The 16,778-nt window shown below is 71.1% G+C and carries 14 protein-coding genes, 1 tRNA gene and 1 pseudogene; 11 read left to right on the forward strand and 5 right to left on the reverse strand.

The window, feature by feature from the left end:
- Positions 1 to 28 precede the first annotated feature (28 nt).
- Positions 29 to 628: a hypothetical protein gene (locus ABNF97_RS18315; protein WP_349339222.1), complete on the forward strand. Its 600-nt coding sequence runs from the start codon at positions 29 to 31 to the stop codon at positions 626 to 628.
- Positions 629 to 653: 25 nt separating this feature from the next.
- Here ABNF97_RS18315 and ABNF97_RS18320 read toward each other — a convergent pair whose 3' ends face one another.
- Positions 654 to 1,961 (reverse strand): zinc-dependent metalloprotease, encoded by a 1,308-nt coding sequence (locus tag ABNF97_RS18320; protein WP_502930512.1) that lies wholly within the window; start codon positions 1,959 to 1,961, stop codon positions 654 to 656.
- A 141-nt stretch (positions 1,962 to 2,102) separates the two neighbouring features.
- Here ABNF97_RS18320 and ABNF97_RS18325 point away from each other — a divergent pair, with 141 nt between their 5' ends.
- From ABNF97_RS18325 to ABNF97_RS18355, 7 genes are all read left to right on the forward strand, one after another.
- Positions 2,103 to 3,119 carry a PDZ domain-containing protein gene (locus ABNF97_RS18325; protein ID WP_130464857.1) on the forward strand — a complete coding sequence of 339 codons (1,017 nt, stop codon included), beginning with the start codon at positions 2,103 to 2,105 and terminating at the stop codon, positions 3,117 to 3,119.
- Between the two features lie 100 nt (positions 3,120 to 3,219).
- Positions 3,220 to 6,234, forward strand: coding sequence for a UPF0182 family protein (locus tag ABNF97_RS18330; protein WP_207230638.1), 3,015 nt, complete (start codon positions 3,220 to 3,222; stop codon positions 6,232 to 6,234).
- Positions 6,235 to 6,339: 105 nt separating this feature from the next.
- A tRNA-Met gene (locus ABNF97_RS18335) sits at positions 6,340 to 6,416 on the forward strand.
- 235 nt (positions 6,417 to 6,651) lie between these two features.
- Positions 6,652 to 7,608, forward strand: a complete 957-nt coding sequence (gene sigJ, locus ABNF97_RS18340) for an RNA polymerase sigma factor SigJ (RefSeq protein ID WP_130464855.1) — start codon at positions 6,652 to 6,654, stop codon at positions 7,606 to 7,608.
- A gap of 84 nt (positions 7,609 to 7,692) precedes the next feature.
- Positions 7,693 to 8,886 carry an FAD-dependent oxidoreductase gene (locus tag ABNF97_RS18345; protein WP_130464854.1) on the forward strand — a complete coding sequence of 398 codons (1,194 nt, stop codon included), beginning with the start codon at positions 7,693 to 7,695 and terminating at the stop codon, positions 8,884 to 8,886.
- 146 nt (positions 8,887 to 9,032) lie between these two features.
- Positions 9,033 to 9,524 carry an anthrone oxygenase family protein gene (locus tag ABNF97_RS18350; RefSeq protein WP_349339223.1) on the forward strand — a complete coding sequence of 164 codons (492 nt, stop codon included), beginning with the start codon at positions 9,033 to 9,035 and terminating at the stop codon, positions 9,522 to 9,524.
- A gap of 65 nt (positions 9,525 to 9,589) precedes the next feature.
- The gene (locus ABNF97_RS18355; RefSeq protein WP_130464853.1) at positions 9,590 to 9,841 is read left to right on the forward strand and encodes a hypothetical protein; all 252 of its coding nucleotides are present in this window, start codon (positions 9,590 to 9,592) and stop codon (positions 9,839 to 9,841) included.
- A gap of 88 nt (positions 9,842 to 9,929) precedes the next feature.
- Here the strand turns inward: ABNF97_RS18355 and ABNF97_RS18360 are convergent, their stop codons facing one another.
- Positions 9,930 to 11,252, reverse strand: coding sequence for an ABC transporter substrate-binding protein (locus ABNF97_RS18360; protein ID WP_349339224.1), 1,323 nt, complete (start codon positions 11,250 to 11,252; stop codon positions 9,930 to 9,932).
- A 202-nt stretch (positions 11,253 to 11,454) separates the two neighbouring features.
- Between ABNF97_RS18360 and ABNF97_RS18365 the strand changes: the two genes are divergently transcribed.
- On the forward strand, positions 11,455 to 12,285 hold the full coding sequence (locus ABNF97_RS18365; protein ID WP_130464851.1) for a phosphoribosylaminoimidazolesuccinocarboxamide synthase: 831 nt from the start codon (positions 11,455 to 11,457) through the stop codon (positions 12,283 to 12,285).
- Here the strand turns inward: ABNF97_RS18365 and ABNF97_RS18370 are convergent.
- Together ABNF97_RS18370 and ABNF97_RS18375 are read right to left on the reverse strand one after the other, a co-directional pair.
- Complete coding sequence (locus ABNF97_RS18370) at positions 12,266 to 13,372, reverse strand: hypothetical protein (RefSeq protein WP_165436563.1); 1,107 nt, start codon at positions 13,370 to 13,372, stop codon at positions 12,266 to 12,268. The genes ABNF97_RS18365 and ABNF97_RS18370 overlap by 20 nt on opposite strands.
- A gap of 9 nt (positions 13,373 to 13,381) precedes the next feature.
- On the reverse strand, positions 13,382 to 13,561 hold the full coding sequence (locus ABNF97_RS18375) for a hypothetical protein (protein ID WP_165436562.1): 180 nt from the start codon (positions 13,559 to 13,561) through the stop codon (positions 13,382 to 13,384).
- On the opposite strand from ABNF97_RS18375, the pseudogene ABNF97_RS18380 reads away from it, so the two are divergent.
- A pseudogene (locus ABNF97_RS18380) lies at positions 13,538 to 13,672 on the forward strand (phosphoribosylaminoimidazolesuccinocarboxamide synthase); the annotation flags it as partial. The gene ABNF97_RS18375 and the pseudogene ABNF97_RS18380 sit on opposite strands and share 24 nt — an antisense overlap.
- Before the next feature lie 111 nt (positions 13,673 to 13,783).
- Here ABNF97_RS18380 and ABNF97_RS18385 read toward each other — a convergent pair.
- Positions 13,784 to 16,267, reverse strand: coding sequence for a penicillin acylase family protein (locus ABNF97_RS18385; RefSeq protein WP_130464849.1), 2,484 nt, complete (start codon positions 16,265 to 16,267; stop codon positions 13,784 to 13,786).
- A 309-nt stretch (positions 16,268 to 16,576) separates the two neighbouring features.
- On the opposite strand from ABNF97_RS18385, the gene ABNF97_RS18390 reads away from it, so the two are divergent.
- The gene (locus ABNF97_RS18390) at positions 16,577 to 16,756 is read left to right on the forward strand and encodes a hypothetical protein (RefSeq protein WP_130464848.1); all 180 of its coding nucleotides are present in this window, start codon (positions 16,577 to 16,579) and stop codon (positions 16,754 to 16,756) included.
- Positions 16,757 to 16,778: the final 22 nt, after the last annotated feature.

A 16,778-nucleotide genomic window follows, 5' to 3' on the forward strand; every position in this document is an offset into this window, starting at 1 on the left:
GGATCCGGGGGGTCGGTAAGGTCGGCGGGTGACCCGCCGTCTGATCGTGCTGATGCTCGGACCCGTCGCCTGGGCCCCGCCCGACACCGACCCGGTCCGCTGGCGGTCCGCGCTCGCCGAGGACGTGGTCGACCTGCTCGCCACCCTGGCCGAGGTGGAGCCGGCGATCGCCGCCACCGCGCCCGACCGCCCGCTGGCCGACGCGATCGCCTGGCCCGGCATGCCGGTGTACGAGCTACCGGAGAACCGGGTCGGTGCCGCGCTGCACGCCGCGGCCCGGGACGGCTACGACCAGGCCGCCGCGCTGGTGTCCGACGTGCCCGACCTGCCCGGCCTGATCCTCGGCAAGCTGCTCCGTCCGCTGACCAGCCGTCCAGTCGCGGTCGCCCCGGCGACGAACCCCGGCCCCGGCCTGCTCGGCCTGGCGGCCCGGCTGCCCGCGCCGGAGTGGCTGCCGGAGCTGGACCTGGACACCGCCGACGTCGACCTGGTGCGCGCCGCGGCGCCACGACCGGCCGAGGTGGCGGTGGCGCCGGGCTGGCGCCGGCTCCGTACCCCGGCCGACGTCGCGACGCTCGACCCGGCGGTCGAGGGCTGGGACTCCACCCGGATCCTGCTCGGCGGCTGAGCCCGCCACCCCCGGGCGGCGCCGCTCACTCCGGGGTACGCCCCGACGAGTCCGGACCGGGCTCCCCGGAGTCGTCCCCGGCCCCGGTGTCGCCCGAGTCGTTCCCGGACCCGGTACCGCCGAAGTCGAAGTCGTCCAGGTCGCCGAGGTCGAGCTGGGACCGGGCGAAGGCTTCCGGATCGGCGAACTCCTCCTCGGCGGGGAGCAGGTCCGGGTGGCCCCAGAGCGCGTCCCGGCCGGCGATGCCCCGGTGCTCGGTCAGCGCCGCCCAGAGCGCGGCGGCCTCGCGCAGCCGGCGGGGTCGCAGCTCCAGCCCGACCAGCGCGGCGAAGGTCTGCTCGGCCGGACCACCGGCGGCCCGACGCCGCCGGAACGCCTCGGCGAGCCGGTTCACGTTCGGCAGCCGTTGGGCGGCGGCGGTGTCCACGACGTGGCACACCCAGCCCTCGACCAGGGCAAGCGTGGTCTCCAGCCGAGCCAGCGAGGCCTTCTGCGTCGGGGTGTCCTCCGGGGTGAAGATCCCCTCCACCGAGAGCGCCTGCATCGACTCCGGGTTCATCGGGTCGAGCCGGCCCATCGCCTCCTCGATCGCCTCCCGGTTCACGGTGATGCCGGTGGCGTACATCTCGACGGTGGTCAGCACATGGCCGCGCAGCCACGGTACGTGCTGGAAGAGGCGCTGGTGGGCGGCCTCGCGGAGGGCGACGTAGAGGCGTACCTCGTCCTCGGGGAGTTCGAGGCCCTCGCCGTACGCCCGGATGTTCGCCGGCAGCAGCGCGGCCGTGCCGGCCGGGCCGAGCGGCAGGCCGATGTCACCGGCCGAGAGCACCTCGGCGGCGAGCGAACCGAGGGCCTGCCCGAGCTGGCCGCCGAAGAGGGCCCCGCCCAGCGTGGTCAGCATCGACTGCATCGGGCCGAGCTGCGACCGGGCCTCCGGCGGCACCAGATCGCCCATCGCGGCCACCATCCGGCCGGCCACCGGGTCGCAGAGCTTCTTCCAGACGTCGAGCGTCCGGTAGATCCACTCGTTCCGGTTCCACGCCACGGAGGTCTGGATCCCGGAGGGGTGTGCCGAGGCCGGATCGAGCCAGAGGTCGGCCAGCCGGAGCGCCTCCTCCACGGCATTGCGCTCGTACGGCGTCACGGCCGGGTCGCCGGCCGAGGAGAGCTGGCTGGCCGCGACCTGGCGGGCCAGGTCCCAGTTGACCGGGCCGCTGCCCGGCGTGGCGAGCAGCTGCTGCAGCTGCGCCATGAACTGCTGCATCTGCTGCGGGTCGTTGGGGTCGGGCGGCTGGCCACCCGGCAGGGCGAAGCCGAACGGAATATCAGGCACCCGTCCACGGTACGCGCGCCGGAGGGTACGCCGCCCGCCCAGGTGTCACGCCACGGGCGAACCCGGGGCTCGCCGGCCGGCCCGAAGATGTCTTCCGGGTACGGCCGGCCCGAAGGTGCCTTCTGGGTACGCTTGTCGGCCATGAGACGTCGCGGTGTCACGGTCCTGCTCGGCGCGGTGCTCACCGCCCTGCTCAGCCTCGGCGTGCTCGCCGCCCCGATCCCGTACGTCGTGCTCGGTCCGGGACCGACCGTGGACACGCTGGGCCGGCAGGACGACAAAGAGGTGATCCAGGTGTCCGGCCGGGAGACCTCGACGTCGGCCGGACAACTCCGGCTGACCACGGTCGGCGTGCAGCCCGACGTCAAGCTGCTCTCCGCGATCGCCGGCTGGTTCTCCTCGGACGAGGCCGTGGTGCCGTACGAGTTGATCTACCCGCCGGGGCAGACCCAGCAGCAGGTGGAGGAGCGCAACGCGGAGGACTTCGCCGCCTCGCAGACCAGCGCCGAGACCGCGGCGCTGCGCGAACTCGGCTATCCGGTGGAGATCGTGGTCAAGTCCGTCGGCGCGGGTGCCCCGTCGGAGGGGATCCTCAAGGTGGGTGACGTGATCACCTCCGTCGACGGCAAGCCGGTGGTGGTCGCCAGCAGCCTCACCGACGTGATCCGGTCCCGTCCGGCCGGCTCCTCGCTGAGGATCGGCTACACCCGGGACGGCAAGCCGGCCACCGCGACGATCGTCAGCGCCGCCACCGGCAACGACCCGCCGCGGATCGGCGTGGAGATCGAGCAGCGGCAGCCGCACCCGTTCGAGTTGAAGATCGACCTCGGGGACATCGGCGGGCCGAGTGCCGGCCTGATGTTCGCGCTCGGCATCATCGACAAGATCCAGAGCGAGGATCTGACCGGCGGGAAGATCATCGCTGGCACCGGCACCATCAACGACCTGGGCGAGGTGGGCCCGATCGGCGGCATCCCGCAGAAGCTGGTCGGCGCGAAGAACGCGGGTGCCACGTACTTCCTGGTGCCCGCCGGCAACTGCGAGGAGGCTGTCCGCAACGCCCAGCCCGGGTTGCCGATGGCCCGGGTCGAAACCCTCGACGACGCGCTGAGCGCGCTGGAGGCGATCCGCGCCGGGGGCGAGCCGCCGAAGTGCTGAAGCACCGAGGGCCCGATGGGGGACCGGCCGGCCTCAGGAACACCCCGTAGTCTAGGTGCTCTGATCAGGTCCGGTCATTGCCGAAGGTGCGGAGCCAACAGTGGTCATGCGTAGCAGCCCCCTACCAAGAATGAGTCGACGCGGTCGCGTCACGGTCGGCGTACTCCTGGGGGTGTTCCTGCTCCTTACCCTGTTGGGCTGGGGCGTGCAGGCGTGGACCGACTGGCTCTGGTTCGACGAGGTGCAGTACACCCGGGTCTTCAGGGGGGTGCTGGTCACCCGGATCCTGCTCTTCGTCGTGATCGGTCTGGCCATGGCGCTGGTGGTCGGCGGCAACATGTGGCTGGCCTACCGGCTGCGGCCGGTGCTCCGGCCGAACTCGCCGGAGCAGGTGACCCTGGAGCGCTACCGGTCCGTGCTGGCACCCCGGATCGGCACCTGGCTGCTCGCGATCGGGACGATCGTCGGGCTCTTCGCCGGTCTCTCCGCACAGACCCGCTGGGGTCAGTGGATGCTCTTCCGCAACTCGCAGACCTTCGGCGTCGAGGACCCGGAATTCAAGATCGACATCGGGTTCTACGTCTTCCAGTTTCCGTTCCTGCGCTACCTGCTCGGCGTCGGCTTCACCGCCGTGGTGCTGGCCGTGATCGGCTCCCTGGCGATGCACTACATCTTCGGCGGGGTGCGGCTGCAGGGCGTCGGTGACCGGATGACCAGCGCCGCCCGGGCCCACCTGACCACACTGGTCGCGGTCTTCGTGCTGCTCAAGGCGCTGGCGTACGTGCTCGACCGGCGGGCGATGCTGCTGGAGTTCAACGAGGGCGTCGAGTTGTACGGCGCCGGCTACGCCGACGTCAACGCGCTGCTGCCGGCCAAGGAGATCCTGGCGTACATCTCGGTGGTGGTCGCGCTGGCGATCATCCTCTTCTCCAACGCCTTCATCCGGAACCTGGTCTGGCCCGGCATCTCGCTCGCCCTGCTCGGCATCTCGGCGGTGGCGATCGGCGGCATCTACCCGTGGGCGGTGCAGACCTTCGAGGTCAAGCCGAGCGTCAAGGACAAGGAAGCCGCGTACATCGAGCGGAGCATCATCGCCACCCGGGACTCGTTCGGCCTGGCCAACACGGTGGCGGCGCCGTACAACGCGGCGAACCTGAAGCCGCCGGAGTCGCTGGCCACCGACACCTCGGTGGTGCCGAACATCCGGCTGCTGGACCCGCAACTGGTCTCCGAGACCTACACCCAGCTCCAGCAGGTGCGAGGCTTCTACGACTTCGGCCCGAAGCTCGACATCGACCGTTACGAGGTCAACGGCGAGACCCAGGACTACATCGTCGGGATGCGGGAGATCAACTACCTGGAGCTGACCGAGCAGCAGAGCAACTGGATCAACCGGCACACCGTCTTCACCCACGGCTACGGCCTGGTCGGCGCCCCCGCCAACAAGGTGGTCTGCGGCGGACAGCCGTACTTCGTCTCCGGCTTCCTCGGTGAGCGCGCCGAGGAGGCGTGCTCGTCGTCGACCGAGACGATCCCGGCCACCCAGCCGCGGATCTACTACGGCGAGCAGATGGACGGCAGCGACTACGCGATCGTCGGGCAGACCGAGGGGAACAACCCGGTCGAGTTCGACCGGCCGACCGGCCGGGACGGTGGCGAGCAGTACTACACCTACACCGGCTCGGGCGGGGTCGAGATCGGCTCCTTCGGGCGCCGGCTGCTCTACGCGATCAAGGAGCAGGAGCCGAACTTCGTGCTCTCCGGGGCGGTCAACGACGCCTCCAAGCTGCTCTACGTGCGTAACCCCCGGGACCGGGTGGAGAAGGTCGCCCCGTTCCTCACCCTGGACGGCGACCCGTACCCGGCGGTGATCGAGGGGCGGATCAAGTGGATCGTCGACGGCTACACCACGGCGGCCACCTACCCGTACGCCGAGCAGGTGAACCTCCAGGAGGAGACCGCCGACGAGCTGACCGGGCTGGGCACCTTCGAACTCGCCCGGGAGAACATCAACTACATCCGGAACTCGGTGAAGGCGACCGTCGACGCGTACGACGGCACGGTGACGCTCTACCAGTTCGACGAGGCCGACCCGGTGCTGAAGGCCTGGAACAAGGCGTTCGGCGGTGACCTGGTGAAGCCGAGGTCGGAGATCCCGGCCGCCCTGGCGGCACACTTCCGCTACCCGGCCGACCTGTTCAAGGTGCAGCGCAACCTGCTGGCGAAGTTCCACGTCACGGACCCGTCCGAGTTCTTCTCCGGGCAGGACTTCTGGGAGGTGCCGAACGCGCCGGACGCGCCGGACTCCGGTGAGCGGCAGCCGCCGTACTACCTCTACACGAAGTTGCCGGGACAGGACGCGCCACGCTTCCAGCTCACCTCGGCGGTCACCCCGGCCGGCCGGCAGAACCTCGCCGCGCTGATCAGCGGGTCGTACCTGAACGGCCAGCCCCGGTTGGAGGTGCTGGAACTGCCCGACCAGACGGCGGTCTCCGGGCCGGTCCAGGTGCACCAGAAGATGACCAACGACGGGGACATCCGGCAGCAGCTCAACCTGCTCTCCTCGAACCAGGCCCAGGTGCAGTACGGCAACCTGCTCTCGCTGCCCTACGGCGACGGCATGCTCTACGTCGAACCGGTCTACGTGAAGAGCAACCAGACGAACGCCTATCCGCTGCTGCAACGGGTGCTGCTCTCCTACGGTGACGGCGGCCAGTACGTCGTACTCGCGAACAGCCTCGAAGAGGGCATCAAGCAGCTCGTCGAGCAGGGCAAGAAGGACGCCCCGACGACGCCGACGACGCCACCGCCACCCACCGACGGCGGCACCAACCCGACACCCGGCCCGACCACGCCACCACCGGCGGACGCCAGTCCACAGCTCACGCCGGAGCTGGCCGCCGCCGCGAGCAAGGTCCAGGCGGCGATCGTCGAGGTGAGGGCCGCCCAGACCGCCGGTGACTTCGAGCGGTACGGCCGGGCGCTGAAGGCGCTCGACGAGGCGATGACCGAGTTCCAGAACGCTCAGAAGGCGGCGGGTGGTAACCCGGCCCCGGCCGGCTCACCGGCGGCGAGCGGCGGTACGCCCAGCCCGCCGCCGTCCCCGAGCGGCTGACCAGGTCGTACCCGGCTGCCCGGCGGCGGCGGTACCGTCGCCGCCGGGCAGTTCGACCCCCGTTTTGCGGGGCGCGGGCGGTGTGCGCTAGTGTTAACGAGCCGACGCGGGGTGGAGCAGCTCGGTAGCTCGCTGGGCTCATAACCCAGAGGTCGCAGGTTCAAATCCTGTCCCCGCTACCAGGGAAAACGGCCCCTCGGAGATCATCCGAGGGGCCGTTTTGCGCACCCGGTCGCTACCTCGGTCGAAGACGGCTCCCCGACGCAACCGGCCCCTCCCGACCGCCTCCCGGCCCGTCCCGGTCGAGAACCGGTCACGCGCCCGGCAGCCACTGGCGAGCGGGCCCGCTCGGCGCTGAGGCCGCCCACCCACGTGCTCGAGCTGAGGCCGCCTACCCGCGTGCTTAACTGGTGGGTGATGTCGCTCAGTCCGCGTGAGGTCCAGCTGTTCGAGGGCTCCAGGGGCCGCCTGGAGGCGATCGCCTACCGCCTGCTCGGCTCGGCCGCCGACGCGGAGGACGCGGTTCAGGACACGTTCCTGCGCTGGCAGGCGGCCGACCGGGACCGGATCGAGACGCCCGAGGCGTGGCTGACGAAGGTACTCACCAACGTCTGCCGCAACCAGCTCACGTCGGCACGGTCCCGGCGCGAGAGGTACGTGGGGCCCTGGCTGCCGGAGCCGCTCCTCGCCGGGGACCGGATGCTCGGGCCGGCCGAGACCGCCGAGCAGCGGGAACTGGTCTCGATCGCGGTGCTCACCCTCCTGGAGCGGCTGTCGGCCAACGAGCGGGTGGTGTACGTACTGCGGGAGGCGTTCGGCTATCCGCACGCCGAGATCGCCCGGATCCTCGACCTCAGCGAGGCGAACTGTCAGCAGATCTACCGGCGGGCCAGGCAGCACGTCGCCGCCGGCCGGGTGCGGATGGAGATCGACGCCGCCGCCGCGAGGAAGATCGCCGACGAGTTCCTCGCCGCCGCGCTCAGCGGTGACACCGATCCGCTGGTCCGGCTGCTGACCGACGACGCGGTGAGCATGTCCGACGGCGGCGGCCGGATCCCGGCCCGGAGCACCCCGGTCGTCGGTGCGCTCGGCATCGCGCGATTCCTGCGGGGCCTGTTCGCGCCGACCGCCGCCAGGCGGGCCACCTTCGAGGCCCTGCTCGGTGGCGCCTTCACCGTGCACGTCACCGTCGTCAACGACGGCCCCGCCCTGCTGGCCGTGAGCGGTGATCGGGTGGTCGGCGTCATGTCGCTCGACGTCACCCCCGACGGTGTGGCCGCGATCCACACCCAGGCCAACCCCGACAAGCTAAAGCGGATCAGCAGGCAGTGGGCCGCGTCCGATCACCGGGAGTCACCCGGCATCGGCTGGTGACCGAGGTCTCAACCGGGTCCTGTCAGGGATCGCGTCGCCGTCCGGTTCAGGAGGCGAGCAGGCCACACCAGACAGGAGCGGAACATGAAGCACCGCATCGTCGTCCTCGGGGCCGGATATGCCGGGGCCCACGCCGCCGGACGGCTCGCCCGCCGGCTCCACTCCGACGACATCGAGATCACCCTGGTCAACGCCGACCCTGATTTCGTCGAGCGGGTCCGGTTGCACCAGCTCGCGGTCGGGCAGGACCTGCGGCGCCGCCCGCTGCGCGACGTCTTCGCGGGCACCGGCGTCGCGGTACGACCGGCGCGGGTCACCGCCGTCGATGTCGACCGCAGGACCGTCGAGGTAGTCGACGAGCATGGTACCGACGAGATCGATTACCACACCCTGGTCTACGCCCTCGGCAGCACCGTTGCCGACCACGGCGTCCCCGGTGTCGTCGAGCACGCCCACCACGTCGCCAGCCGGCCGGGCGCACTGCGGCTGCGCGAGCGGCTGCGTGAGCTTGCCGCGGGTGCGGCCGTACTGGTCGTCGGCGGCGGCCTCACCGGCATCGAGGCGGTCACCGAGATCGCCGAGACCAGGCCGGACCTCGACGTCTCGATCGCGGCCCGAGGCGGCGTCGGCGACTGGCTCGGCGACCGGGCCCGACGGCACCTGCGCACGGTTCTCGACCGGCTCGGCATCACCGTCCACGAGCACACGGACATCGTGCGGGTCGAGGAGACCGGCGTGCTCACCGGTTCCGCCGCGCGGATCCCGGCCCAGGTGACCGTCTGGACGGCGGGCTTCGCCACGCACCCGATCGCCGCCGCCAGCGCCCTGGCGGTCGCCGACTCCGGGCAGATCGTCGTCGACGCCACGATGCGCTCGGTCTCGCATCCCGACGTGTACGCGGTCGGCGACGCCGGGATCGCCGAGGGAGCCGGCGGCAGGCCACTGCGAATGTCGTGCGCCTCGGGGATCCCGATGGCCTGGAAGGCCGCCGACGCCATCGCGGCGCGGCTGACCGGCCGCAAGCTCCCCGGTAACACGATCGGCTACGTCCAGCAGTGCATCAGCCTCGGCCGGCACGACGGCATCATCCAGTTCGTGACCCCCGACGACCGGGCCAGGCCGGCCGCCCTTACCGGCCGGCAGGCCGCCCGGTACAAGGAGTTCATCTGCGCGAGTGCGGCCTGGAGCGTCTCCCACCCGACGATCATGCTGCCGACCCGCCGCCGCCGGGTCGCCGCGACCGTCGGGGCCGAGACCCAGCCGGCAACCGCCCGCTGAGCCGCCGCTGTTCGGCAGCGCCGGCCCGCCAGCCCAGCTGGCGGGCCGGTCTGCTTCTCCGGCAGATCTTGGGACGGCCGGGGGAGTTCGGTGATACTGCCACTGCCGGATCTGCCGGCCGGGACCGACGGGAGGCGGGCGATTTGTTGACCGGGGCCGTTCTGGGCGCCGCCGCGATGACCACCGGGCTGGTGGCCGGGGTGTTCACCCTGTACGCACACACGATCATGCCCGGGCTGGGCGGCACCGACGACCGTACGTTCGTCGGCGCGTTCCAGTCCCTCGACCGGTCGATCATCAACCCGTGGTTCATGTCCTGCTTCCTGGGAGCATTGGTGCTCACCGGGATCTCCGCCGCCCTGCACCTGCCGGCGGACGGGCACGGCGGACTGCCGTGGACCGCCGTCGCGTTCGTGCTCTACCTGGTGGTGGTCGTGATCACCCTGGCGGTGAACGTGCCGCGCAACGACGCCATCAAGGCGGCCGGCGACCCGGACCAGATCGATGACCTCGCCGGAGTACGCCGGGATTTCGGCGAGGCGAGGTGGCGGGCGTGGAACCTGGTCCGCGTCGTACTCAGCCTCGCGGCGTTCGGCTGCCTGCTGGTCGCGCTCGTCAGGTACGGCGGCCGGGGCTGAGAGCGGGCGGGCGGTGATCGGCCGCGTTGCCGGCGGGACTTGCGAGTAGCCCCGAGGATGTAGCCATGGAGATTTTCCGGAACTGGTGGGTCCGCCTGAGCGCAGTGCTCGGTACGGCGGCGTTGACAGTGTTCGTGCCGGCGATGGCCTGGGCGTCGAGTGGACCCGGCGAGTTGGTGCTGGAGGCGGCCCGGGGGCGCCGGGCCCGGGGCAGCTTCGGCATCTGGGGACTGATCTGCTGCCTGATCGTGGTCGGCCTGATCGTGGCGATCCTGGTCTTCGTCATGCGCAACCGCAGGTCGGGAGGGAAGCGCTGAGCAGCCGCACCGGGTGACCCCGACCGGGGCGTCCGGACGGGACCCCTCCGCCGCCGGGAAACGGCGGACGGGGTCCTTATCCGGCGGCTCACCTGGTCAGCGCGGCGTTCGCCTGGTTGATGAAGGAGGCTGCGGCCGTACGCGGGGAAGCCCTGTCGAACTGGACGCTCTCCGCCGCCTGGATCAGCAGTTGCTTGACCGTGGCGTGTCCCTTCGGCGGCGGCACCGGGGCCGGTCCGAACTTCTCCGTCATGGTGGTCTCGAAGGCGACCGACTGCTTCATGCTCTCGTCGGTCAGCGACGCCTCCACGGCCCGCCGTACGTCCAGGTTGGCGCTGAGCCCTCGCTCGGTGCCGAGGATCTCGCCGGCCACGGTGTCGTTGACCAGGAAGTCGATGACGTGCACCACGGTGTCCGGATGGCGGGTACCCCGGAAGGCGGCCCAGTAGAGCGAGGCCCGGGCCCAGTGCGCCGCCGGGTCGCCCGGGTAGCTGACCACCCTGAGCTTGTCCTTGGTGAGCTTCTGCAACTCGGGTAGCTGGTTGGACCAGACGAACGAGGTCGCCGCCTGGCCGCTGCCCACCAGTTGCTTGGTCACGTCACCGCTGTTCGCCGGCTTGATCACCGGTGCCGGCGGGGCCGCACGGCGCTGCCGGGCCCTTGCCCACAGCTCGAACCAGCGGGTCAGGTCGCTCTCGGTGAAGCCCACCTGCCGGCCCCGGTAGAGCTCCTTGTCCTGCGAGCGCAGCCAGAGCCAGAGCGCCTTGTAGTCGGCGGACGGGTCCATGGTGCCGAAGACCTCGCCGTCGCTGCGCTCGGTGATCCGCTCGGCCCAGTCCAGGTAGTCCTGGTAGGACATCCCGATCTTCGGCTCCGGCAGGCCGAGCCGGTCGAGCAGGCTCTTGTTGTAGATCAGGCCGGGGGTGTTCTCCGCTGCCGCCGCGGCGACCGTACGGCCGGTCACCTGGCTGGACTGGGCGAGACCGGCGGGCAGCTTCCGCAGGTCCAGTACGTCGGTCCGGACATAGTCGGTCAGGTCCAGCAGGATGTCCCGCTGCGCGTACTCGGTGAGGTAGTTGTCGTCGATCTGGAAGATGTCCGGGGCGTTGCCGGCGGCGGCCTCGGTGGAGAGCCGGTCGAAGTAGCCGGCATTGCCCTGGTGGGTGAACTTGAAGGTGACGTCCGGATAGCGCTTGGTGTAGATCGCCAGCGCCTGTTTGGTCAACTCGGCCCGCCGGTCGCCGCCCCACCAGAAGACGGAGAGTTCGACCTTTTCGTTCTTTGGCGCGGCGTCCTCGGCGGTGCAACCGGAGAGCGCGGTGACGACGACGAGCAGTGCGGCACCCAGACGCCGGCCGAGTCGGCCGGCCGGAGGTCTTGGCGTCACGGGGGAGGGGAGGGGAAGAGGCACGACAACTCCTGACGACACCGGGTCAGCTGTGACGGCAACCGGATCATTTACACAGCCGACCTCGGCGGGTGTCAACGCCCGTACGGGCATGATCGTCCCAACCTCTGCCCGGAACAGCCCGGGTGACGGGTCCGGCCGGCGGCGGCCCGGCCGGCGCGGGCCGCACCGGGCCCGGATTGGCGACCGTGATGTACTTGGGCGCGTGGAACTGCTGCATTCGGGCAAGGTCCGGGACGTCTACGCCGACGGCGACGACCTGGTGCTGGTCGCCTCCGACCGGGTGTCGGTCTACGACGTGGCGCTGCCGACCCCGATCCCGGACAAGGGCAAACTGCTCACCGCGCTGTCACTCTGGTGGTTCGAGCAGCTCGCCGACCTGGTGCCGAACCACGTCATCTCGGCCACCGCCGTACCGGCGGAGTGGGCCGGGCGGGCGATCCGGGTCCGCCGGCTGGAGATGATCCCGGTCGAGTGTGTCGCCCGGGGCTACCTGACCGGTTCCGGTATCGAGGAGTACGAGAGGACCGGCGCCGTCTGTGGCGTACCGCTGCCCGCCGGGCTGGTGGAGGCGTCGATCCTGCCCGAGCCGATCTTCACCCCGACCACCAAGGCACCGCAGGGCGAGCACGACGAGGCGATCACCTTCGACGACGTGGTGGCCAAGGTCGGGACCGAGACCGCCGAGCGGCTCCGCGAGATCACCCTCACCGTCTACCGGCGCGGCGCCGAACTCGCCGCCGATCGGGGCATCCTGGTCGCCGACACCAAACTGGAGTTCGGCTGGGCGCCGGACGGCACGATGGTGCTCGCCGACGAGCTGCTCACCTCCGACTCGTCCCGGTTCTGGCCGGCCGACTCCTACCAGCCCGGCCGGGACCAGCTCTCGCTGAGCAAGCAGTTCGTCCGGGACTGGGCGGTCGGCACCGGCTGGGACAAGACCGGACCGGCCCCGGAGATGCCGCCGGAGGTCGTCGAGGCGGCCCGGGCCCGTTACGTCGAGGTGTACGAGCGGCTCACCGGCCGCCGCTGGTAACCGGCACCATGACCGGCGGCCCGGCGACGGGCGACGAACGGCCGGTGTGCGGGACGGTGAGCGGCGCGATCAGCCCGCCGGCGGTCAGGGCCAGCAGGGCCACACCGGGCAGCACCGCGAGGCCGTCCGCCGGATAGCTCGTGCCGGCCAGTGCGAAGAGCGGGGCCGAGAGGAATATCGAGACGAACACGGAGACGAAGACGAACGGCACGCTGGCGGGCAGGCCGGCGAGGGTGAGTCCGGTCCAGAGCACCACCGTGCGGCGGTTCGGCCGATGCCGGCGGAGCAGGGCCACCACGACCACCACCAGGGGTACGGCGAGCAGCACGCCGAAACTGGTCTTCCCGGGCTCGATCCCGGCGCCGGTGGCGGTACCGAACGCGGCGAGCACCATCGCCGGCAACGCGGCACCGGCCAGGAGCACGATCGGAGCCGACGGACGGTGCCGGGCGGTGCCGACGGCGAAGGCGGCCACCACGACGAGTAACACCGGGAGCAGGGCGGTTACCGCCGGCAGCCCGCCCGGCAGGAAGGGATGGTTGACCGCCGGGGTGCCCTGCAGCAGCGGCACCGGTGCGCAGCAGGCGGCGGCGACCGCGACGATCGCGAGCCGTCGCCGTACGACGTGCGGGGGAACTGCGGCGCCCCGCCGCCACGTCAGCCACCCGGCCAGGCCCAGTACGGCTACGCCCAGCCCCAGCGTGACCGCCAGGCCGACACCTTCTCCGGCGTCGGCCCGCTCCACCGCCCCGTCCATACCGAGCAGTACCGCGCCGGTGGCCGCCGCCAGCGGCAGCGCGGCGGAACGGTGCGCGAGCGCGGCGAGCAAACCGAGCGCCGCCAGCAGGATGGCCGCCCAGCGCAGTTCGGCGACCCAGAGGAAAAGTTCACCGTCCCCGCCCGGCATCGGGGCGGTCGCCGCCACCACCGGCATCCGGGGGGTGAGCACCGCCACCGTGTACGCCCAGCAGCCGAGCCCACCCGCCAGCCCGACCAGTCCGGCGACCCGGGCCCCGGCCAGCCAGGTGGGACTCTCTCGGATGGACGGTGTCAGGTCGGCGGCGGCATCGGACTGCGGGGAGATCACGGCGCCAGCCTAGTTGTCGACGCCCGCCGATGGAGCCCACCCGAGCCGCTCGCCGTCCAGGGCGAACGCGAAGCCGAGCGGCCCGGGGCCGAGGGTGCGCAGGATCACCGGTTCGGTCGCACCACCGGCGGCCCAGAGCTGGATCCCAACCAGCTCCTCGCCCACCTCGCCGACCTGGCGCCGAACCACGTCATCTCGGCCACCGCCGTACCGGCGGAGTGGGCCGGGCGGGCGATCCGGGTCCGCCGGCTGGAGATGATCCCGGTCGAGTGCGTCGCCCGGGGCTACCTGCCCCGGGGCAGCACCGTGGCTCGCCCCGGGCGACCCATGCATCCACCGGCCCGGGTACCCCGGCACTGATGGTCGGTGCCGGGGTACCCGTGGTCCGTGCCGGGGTACCCGCCCGGTCCGTCAGCCCAGGCTGTCCTGCCGGCTTTCCCGTACCCGGTAGGTGTACAGGTTCGGGTCGGCCGAGATCTGCGCTTCGGTGTACTTGACGGTGTCCCAGCCCTTCCGCGAGTAGAGCCGGGTCTGGTCGGCGTAGTAGCGCGAGTTCGGGTTGGCCGACTGCGAGTACGTCAGGATCTGTCGTCCCGACGGGCCGTTCCGGCCGAACTCGACGGCCATGACGAACGACGCCCCGTAGGTGACCTTCGGATAGCCGACGCCGGCCACCAACCCGGTGTTGATCGCGTTGAAGATCCCGGAACTACCCGGCCCACCGTGGATCGGAATCCGTTCGGCACCCCGTGGCTCGGTCTGTACCGCACCGAGCGGTGCGTCCAACGGGATGCCGGCCAGCCGCTGCACCGCGTCGGCCAGCGCGGTCAGGACCCTGGGGTCGTCCTTCGCGAGGACCCTTGGGGTGTTGACCGGATCGGTCGCCACGAACGGGTCCTGGAACAGCAGGCCGCGGCTGCGACTGAACTCGTTGAACAGGTGGGCGCCGCGGCTGTCCAGGTCGACTCGGAGGTCCCAGGCCCGCAGCGCGGGGCAGGCCGCGGTCAGGTCCACGGTGGCGCCGTCCGACGCCGTGGCGCTCGGGTTCTCCGTGCAGAGCGCGACCAAGTCGTCGCGGACCAGCTCTCCGCCGTAGACCCGGTTGCCGAATTGGACCTCCCAGAGGTTCCCGGTGGTGAATCTGGTGCCGGACAGGCCGTCGGTGCCGGCGAGCCGCTGCCGCACCTGGAGCACCCCGAGCCGGGTACGCGGGCTACGCGGTGTCTGCTCACTGCCGATGATCCGTGGGTAGCCGGTCAGCGGATGGTCCGGGTTGGCCAGCCAGTGGCTGTCGTTGGAGTTGGTGACGTAGTCGGTGCGGATCAGCACCGGCAGCCGCGCCGGGCCGAGGATTCCGGGTACCGCCGCGTCGGGGTCGGCACCCAGCCCGCAGGCCGCCGTCGCCCCGTCGAGCACCGCCTCGCCGCTGGCCGCGTACCGGGCCTGGAACTGCTCCGGAATGCACCTGGTGGCGAGTTCGTCGGTGACCCGGGGGACGACCGAGTGGTCTCCGTACAGCGCATCCCCGGCCGCGTCGGCCGCGATGATGTTGACCCAGGGCAGGAACTGGTAGCGGTCGAGGACCGCCTTCGCCGCCCGGACCGTGCCGGCCCGCCCGAGCTGTACCCAGCCGTCAAGCGCGCGGGCGTTGCCGGCGTTGACGTCGGTGATCGCGTACGCGGTGCTGGTCGTCCAGGGGAAGGCGTGGGTGGCGACGACCGGGCCGAAGCGGGTGTCGTAGAACGTGTGGGTCACGGGTTTCGTGCCACCGTTCGACGTCGGCACCCGGACCGTCACGGTGCGTCGGGTCATCTTCTCCCGGCGACCGTCGACAAGGTACGACGTCGGGTCGCCGGGCGCCAGCCTCAGCTCGTGCCAGACGTACCGACGGGCGGTCGAGACGGTGTGGCTCCAGCCCATCGTGGCGTTGTGCCCGATTTGGACGATCGGATCGCCGAGCAACGCCGCCCCCTCGACGTCGTACACCCCCGGGACCTTCAGGTGCACCCGGTAGAACCGGTCGGGGCCGTCCCAGGGGAAGTGCGGGTTGGCGAGGAGCATCCCGCCGCCGCTGACCGTCGCCGTGCCGCCCAGCCCGTAGGCGTTGCTGCCCAGCCCACCAGCGTTTCCGGCCGAGTCGCCAGCGTTTCCGGCCGAGCCGTCGGGTGCTTCACCGGAGTTGGGGGCGCTCGCGCCCGGCCCGCCGATGCTGGCGCCGGTGCTGGTGGTGGCGGCACCCGGTGCCGGGGGTTTCGTTTCGACGAGTGGACCGACCCACTCCAGGGTGCCGGACCGGATCATGTTGGCCCAGTTGGTACGCCAGAGGTCGAGCTCGCTGATCTGCCGTACCCAGGGCTTGTCCCGGCACTGCGGATCGGTCAGCCTGGCCACCCCGGTCCTGCGCAGGTAGTTGTTGTAGCCGGCGGCGAAGCCACGGACGAGGCCGCGGACCTGCGGTGACGGCGCGGACACGCCGTTGGGTGAGCCGACGAGCAACCCTTCGGCGACCTTCTCCTCCTTGGCCTTCTGGAAGAACAGGTCGCTGGCCACGTTCGCGTCGGTGCCACCGAAGTACCGTGACCTGGTGGCATTGACGGTGACCACCTTCTCGGCGATCGCACAGATGTTGTCCTCGGCCTGTACGTAGCCAGCCCCGAAGCCCAGGCTGCCGAAGTTGGCGGCGGTGATGTGCGGTACGCCGTACGACGCGCGGCGGATCTCGGCGGAGTACCTGCCGGCGGATTCGGTCGTCCCGGCGTGGGCCGGTGCCGAGCCGGCGACGAGTCCGGCAGTGAGCAGGGCAACGGCGGCGATCGTGGCGGTGCGTGCACGGGGAGGGTGCGTCCTGGGTTCGCCGGGTGGTCGTGCGACATGTGGGCTGTCTTCGCCTGTCATGGCAACAAACTAGGCAGGACGCCACCGGTCGGGCATCAGCCTGGAGAGGTCATTCGGTGGATGTACGGCAGTAGTCCTCCTGGCACCCTCGTTCGTTTCTTCCCAGAAGAAAGTAAGGAGCGCCCAGAGGATTGACTCGCCCCAAGACGATCTTTAGCGTCACCCAGCGAAGGCCTTCCAGCGGGTACGGACGACCCGTCCCGCTGCCCCCGACGCCGATCGTTCACCTACGCAGCCGTCCAGCGCAGCTGGTGTCTGAGCATCCGATGCCGCCACCCGATCCGTGGCGGAGACCCGGTTGACCCACGTGTGAATCTGCGGACCGACGTGCCGAGTCGGGATCGGACCGACGTGCCGCCGTACACCTTCGTCTCCACCTCCTGGAACCACGGCCCGACGGACATCCTGGTCCGGGTCTCGCTGATCGGCGTCAACGGCGTGCGGTTGGGAACCTGGGTCGACGACCTGGGCATCCTCTGCCACACCTGAGTCGCGGACGCGTTCCCACACA

The organism is Plantactinospora sp. B6F1 (assembly GCF_040120695.1).
Taxonomy (GTDB): domain Bacteria; phylum Actinomycetota; class Actinomycetes; order Mycobacteriales; family Micromonosporaceae; genus Plantactinospora.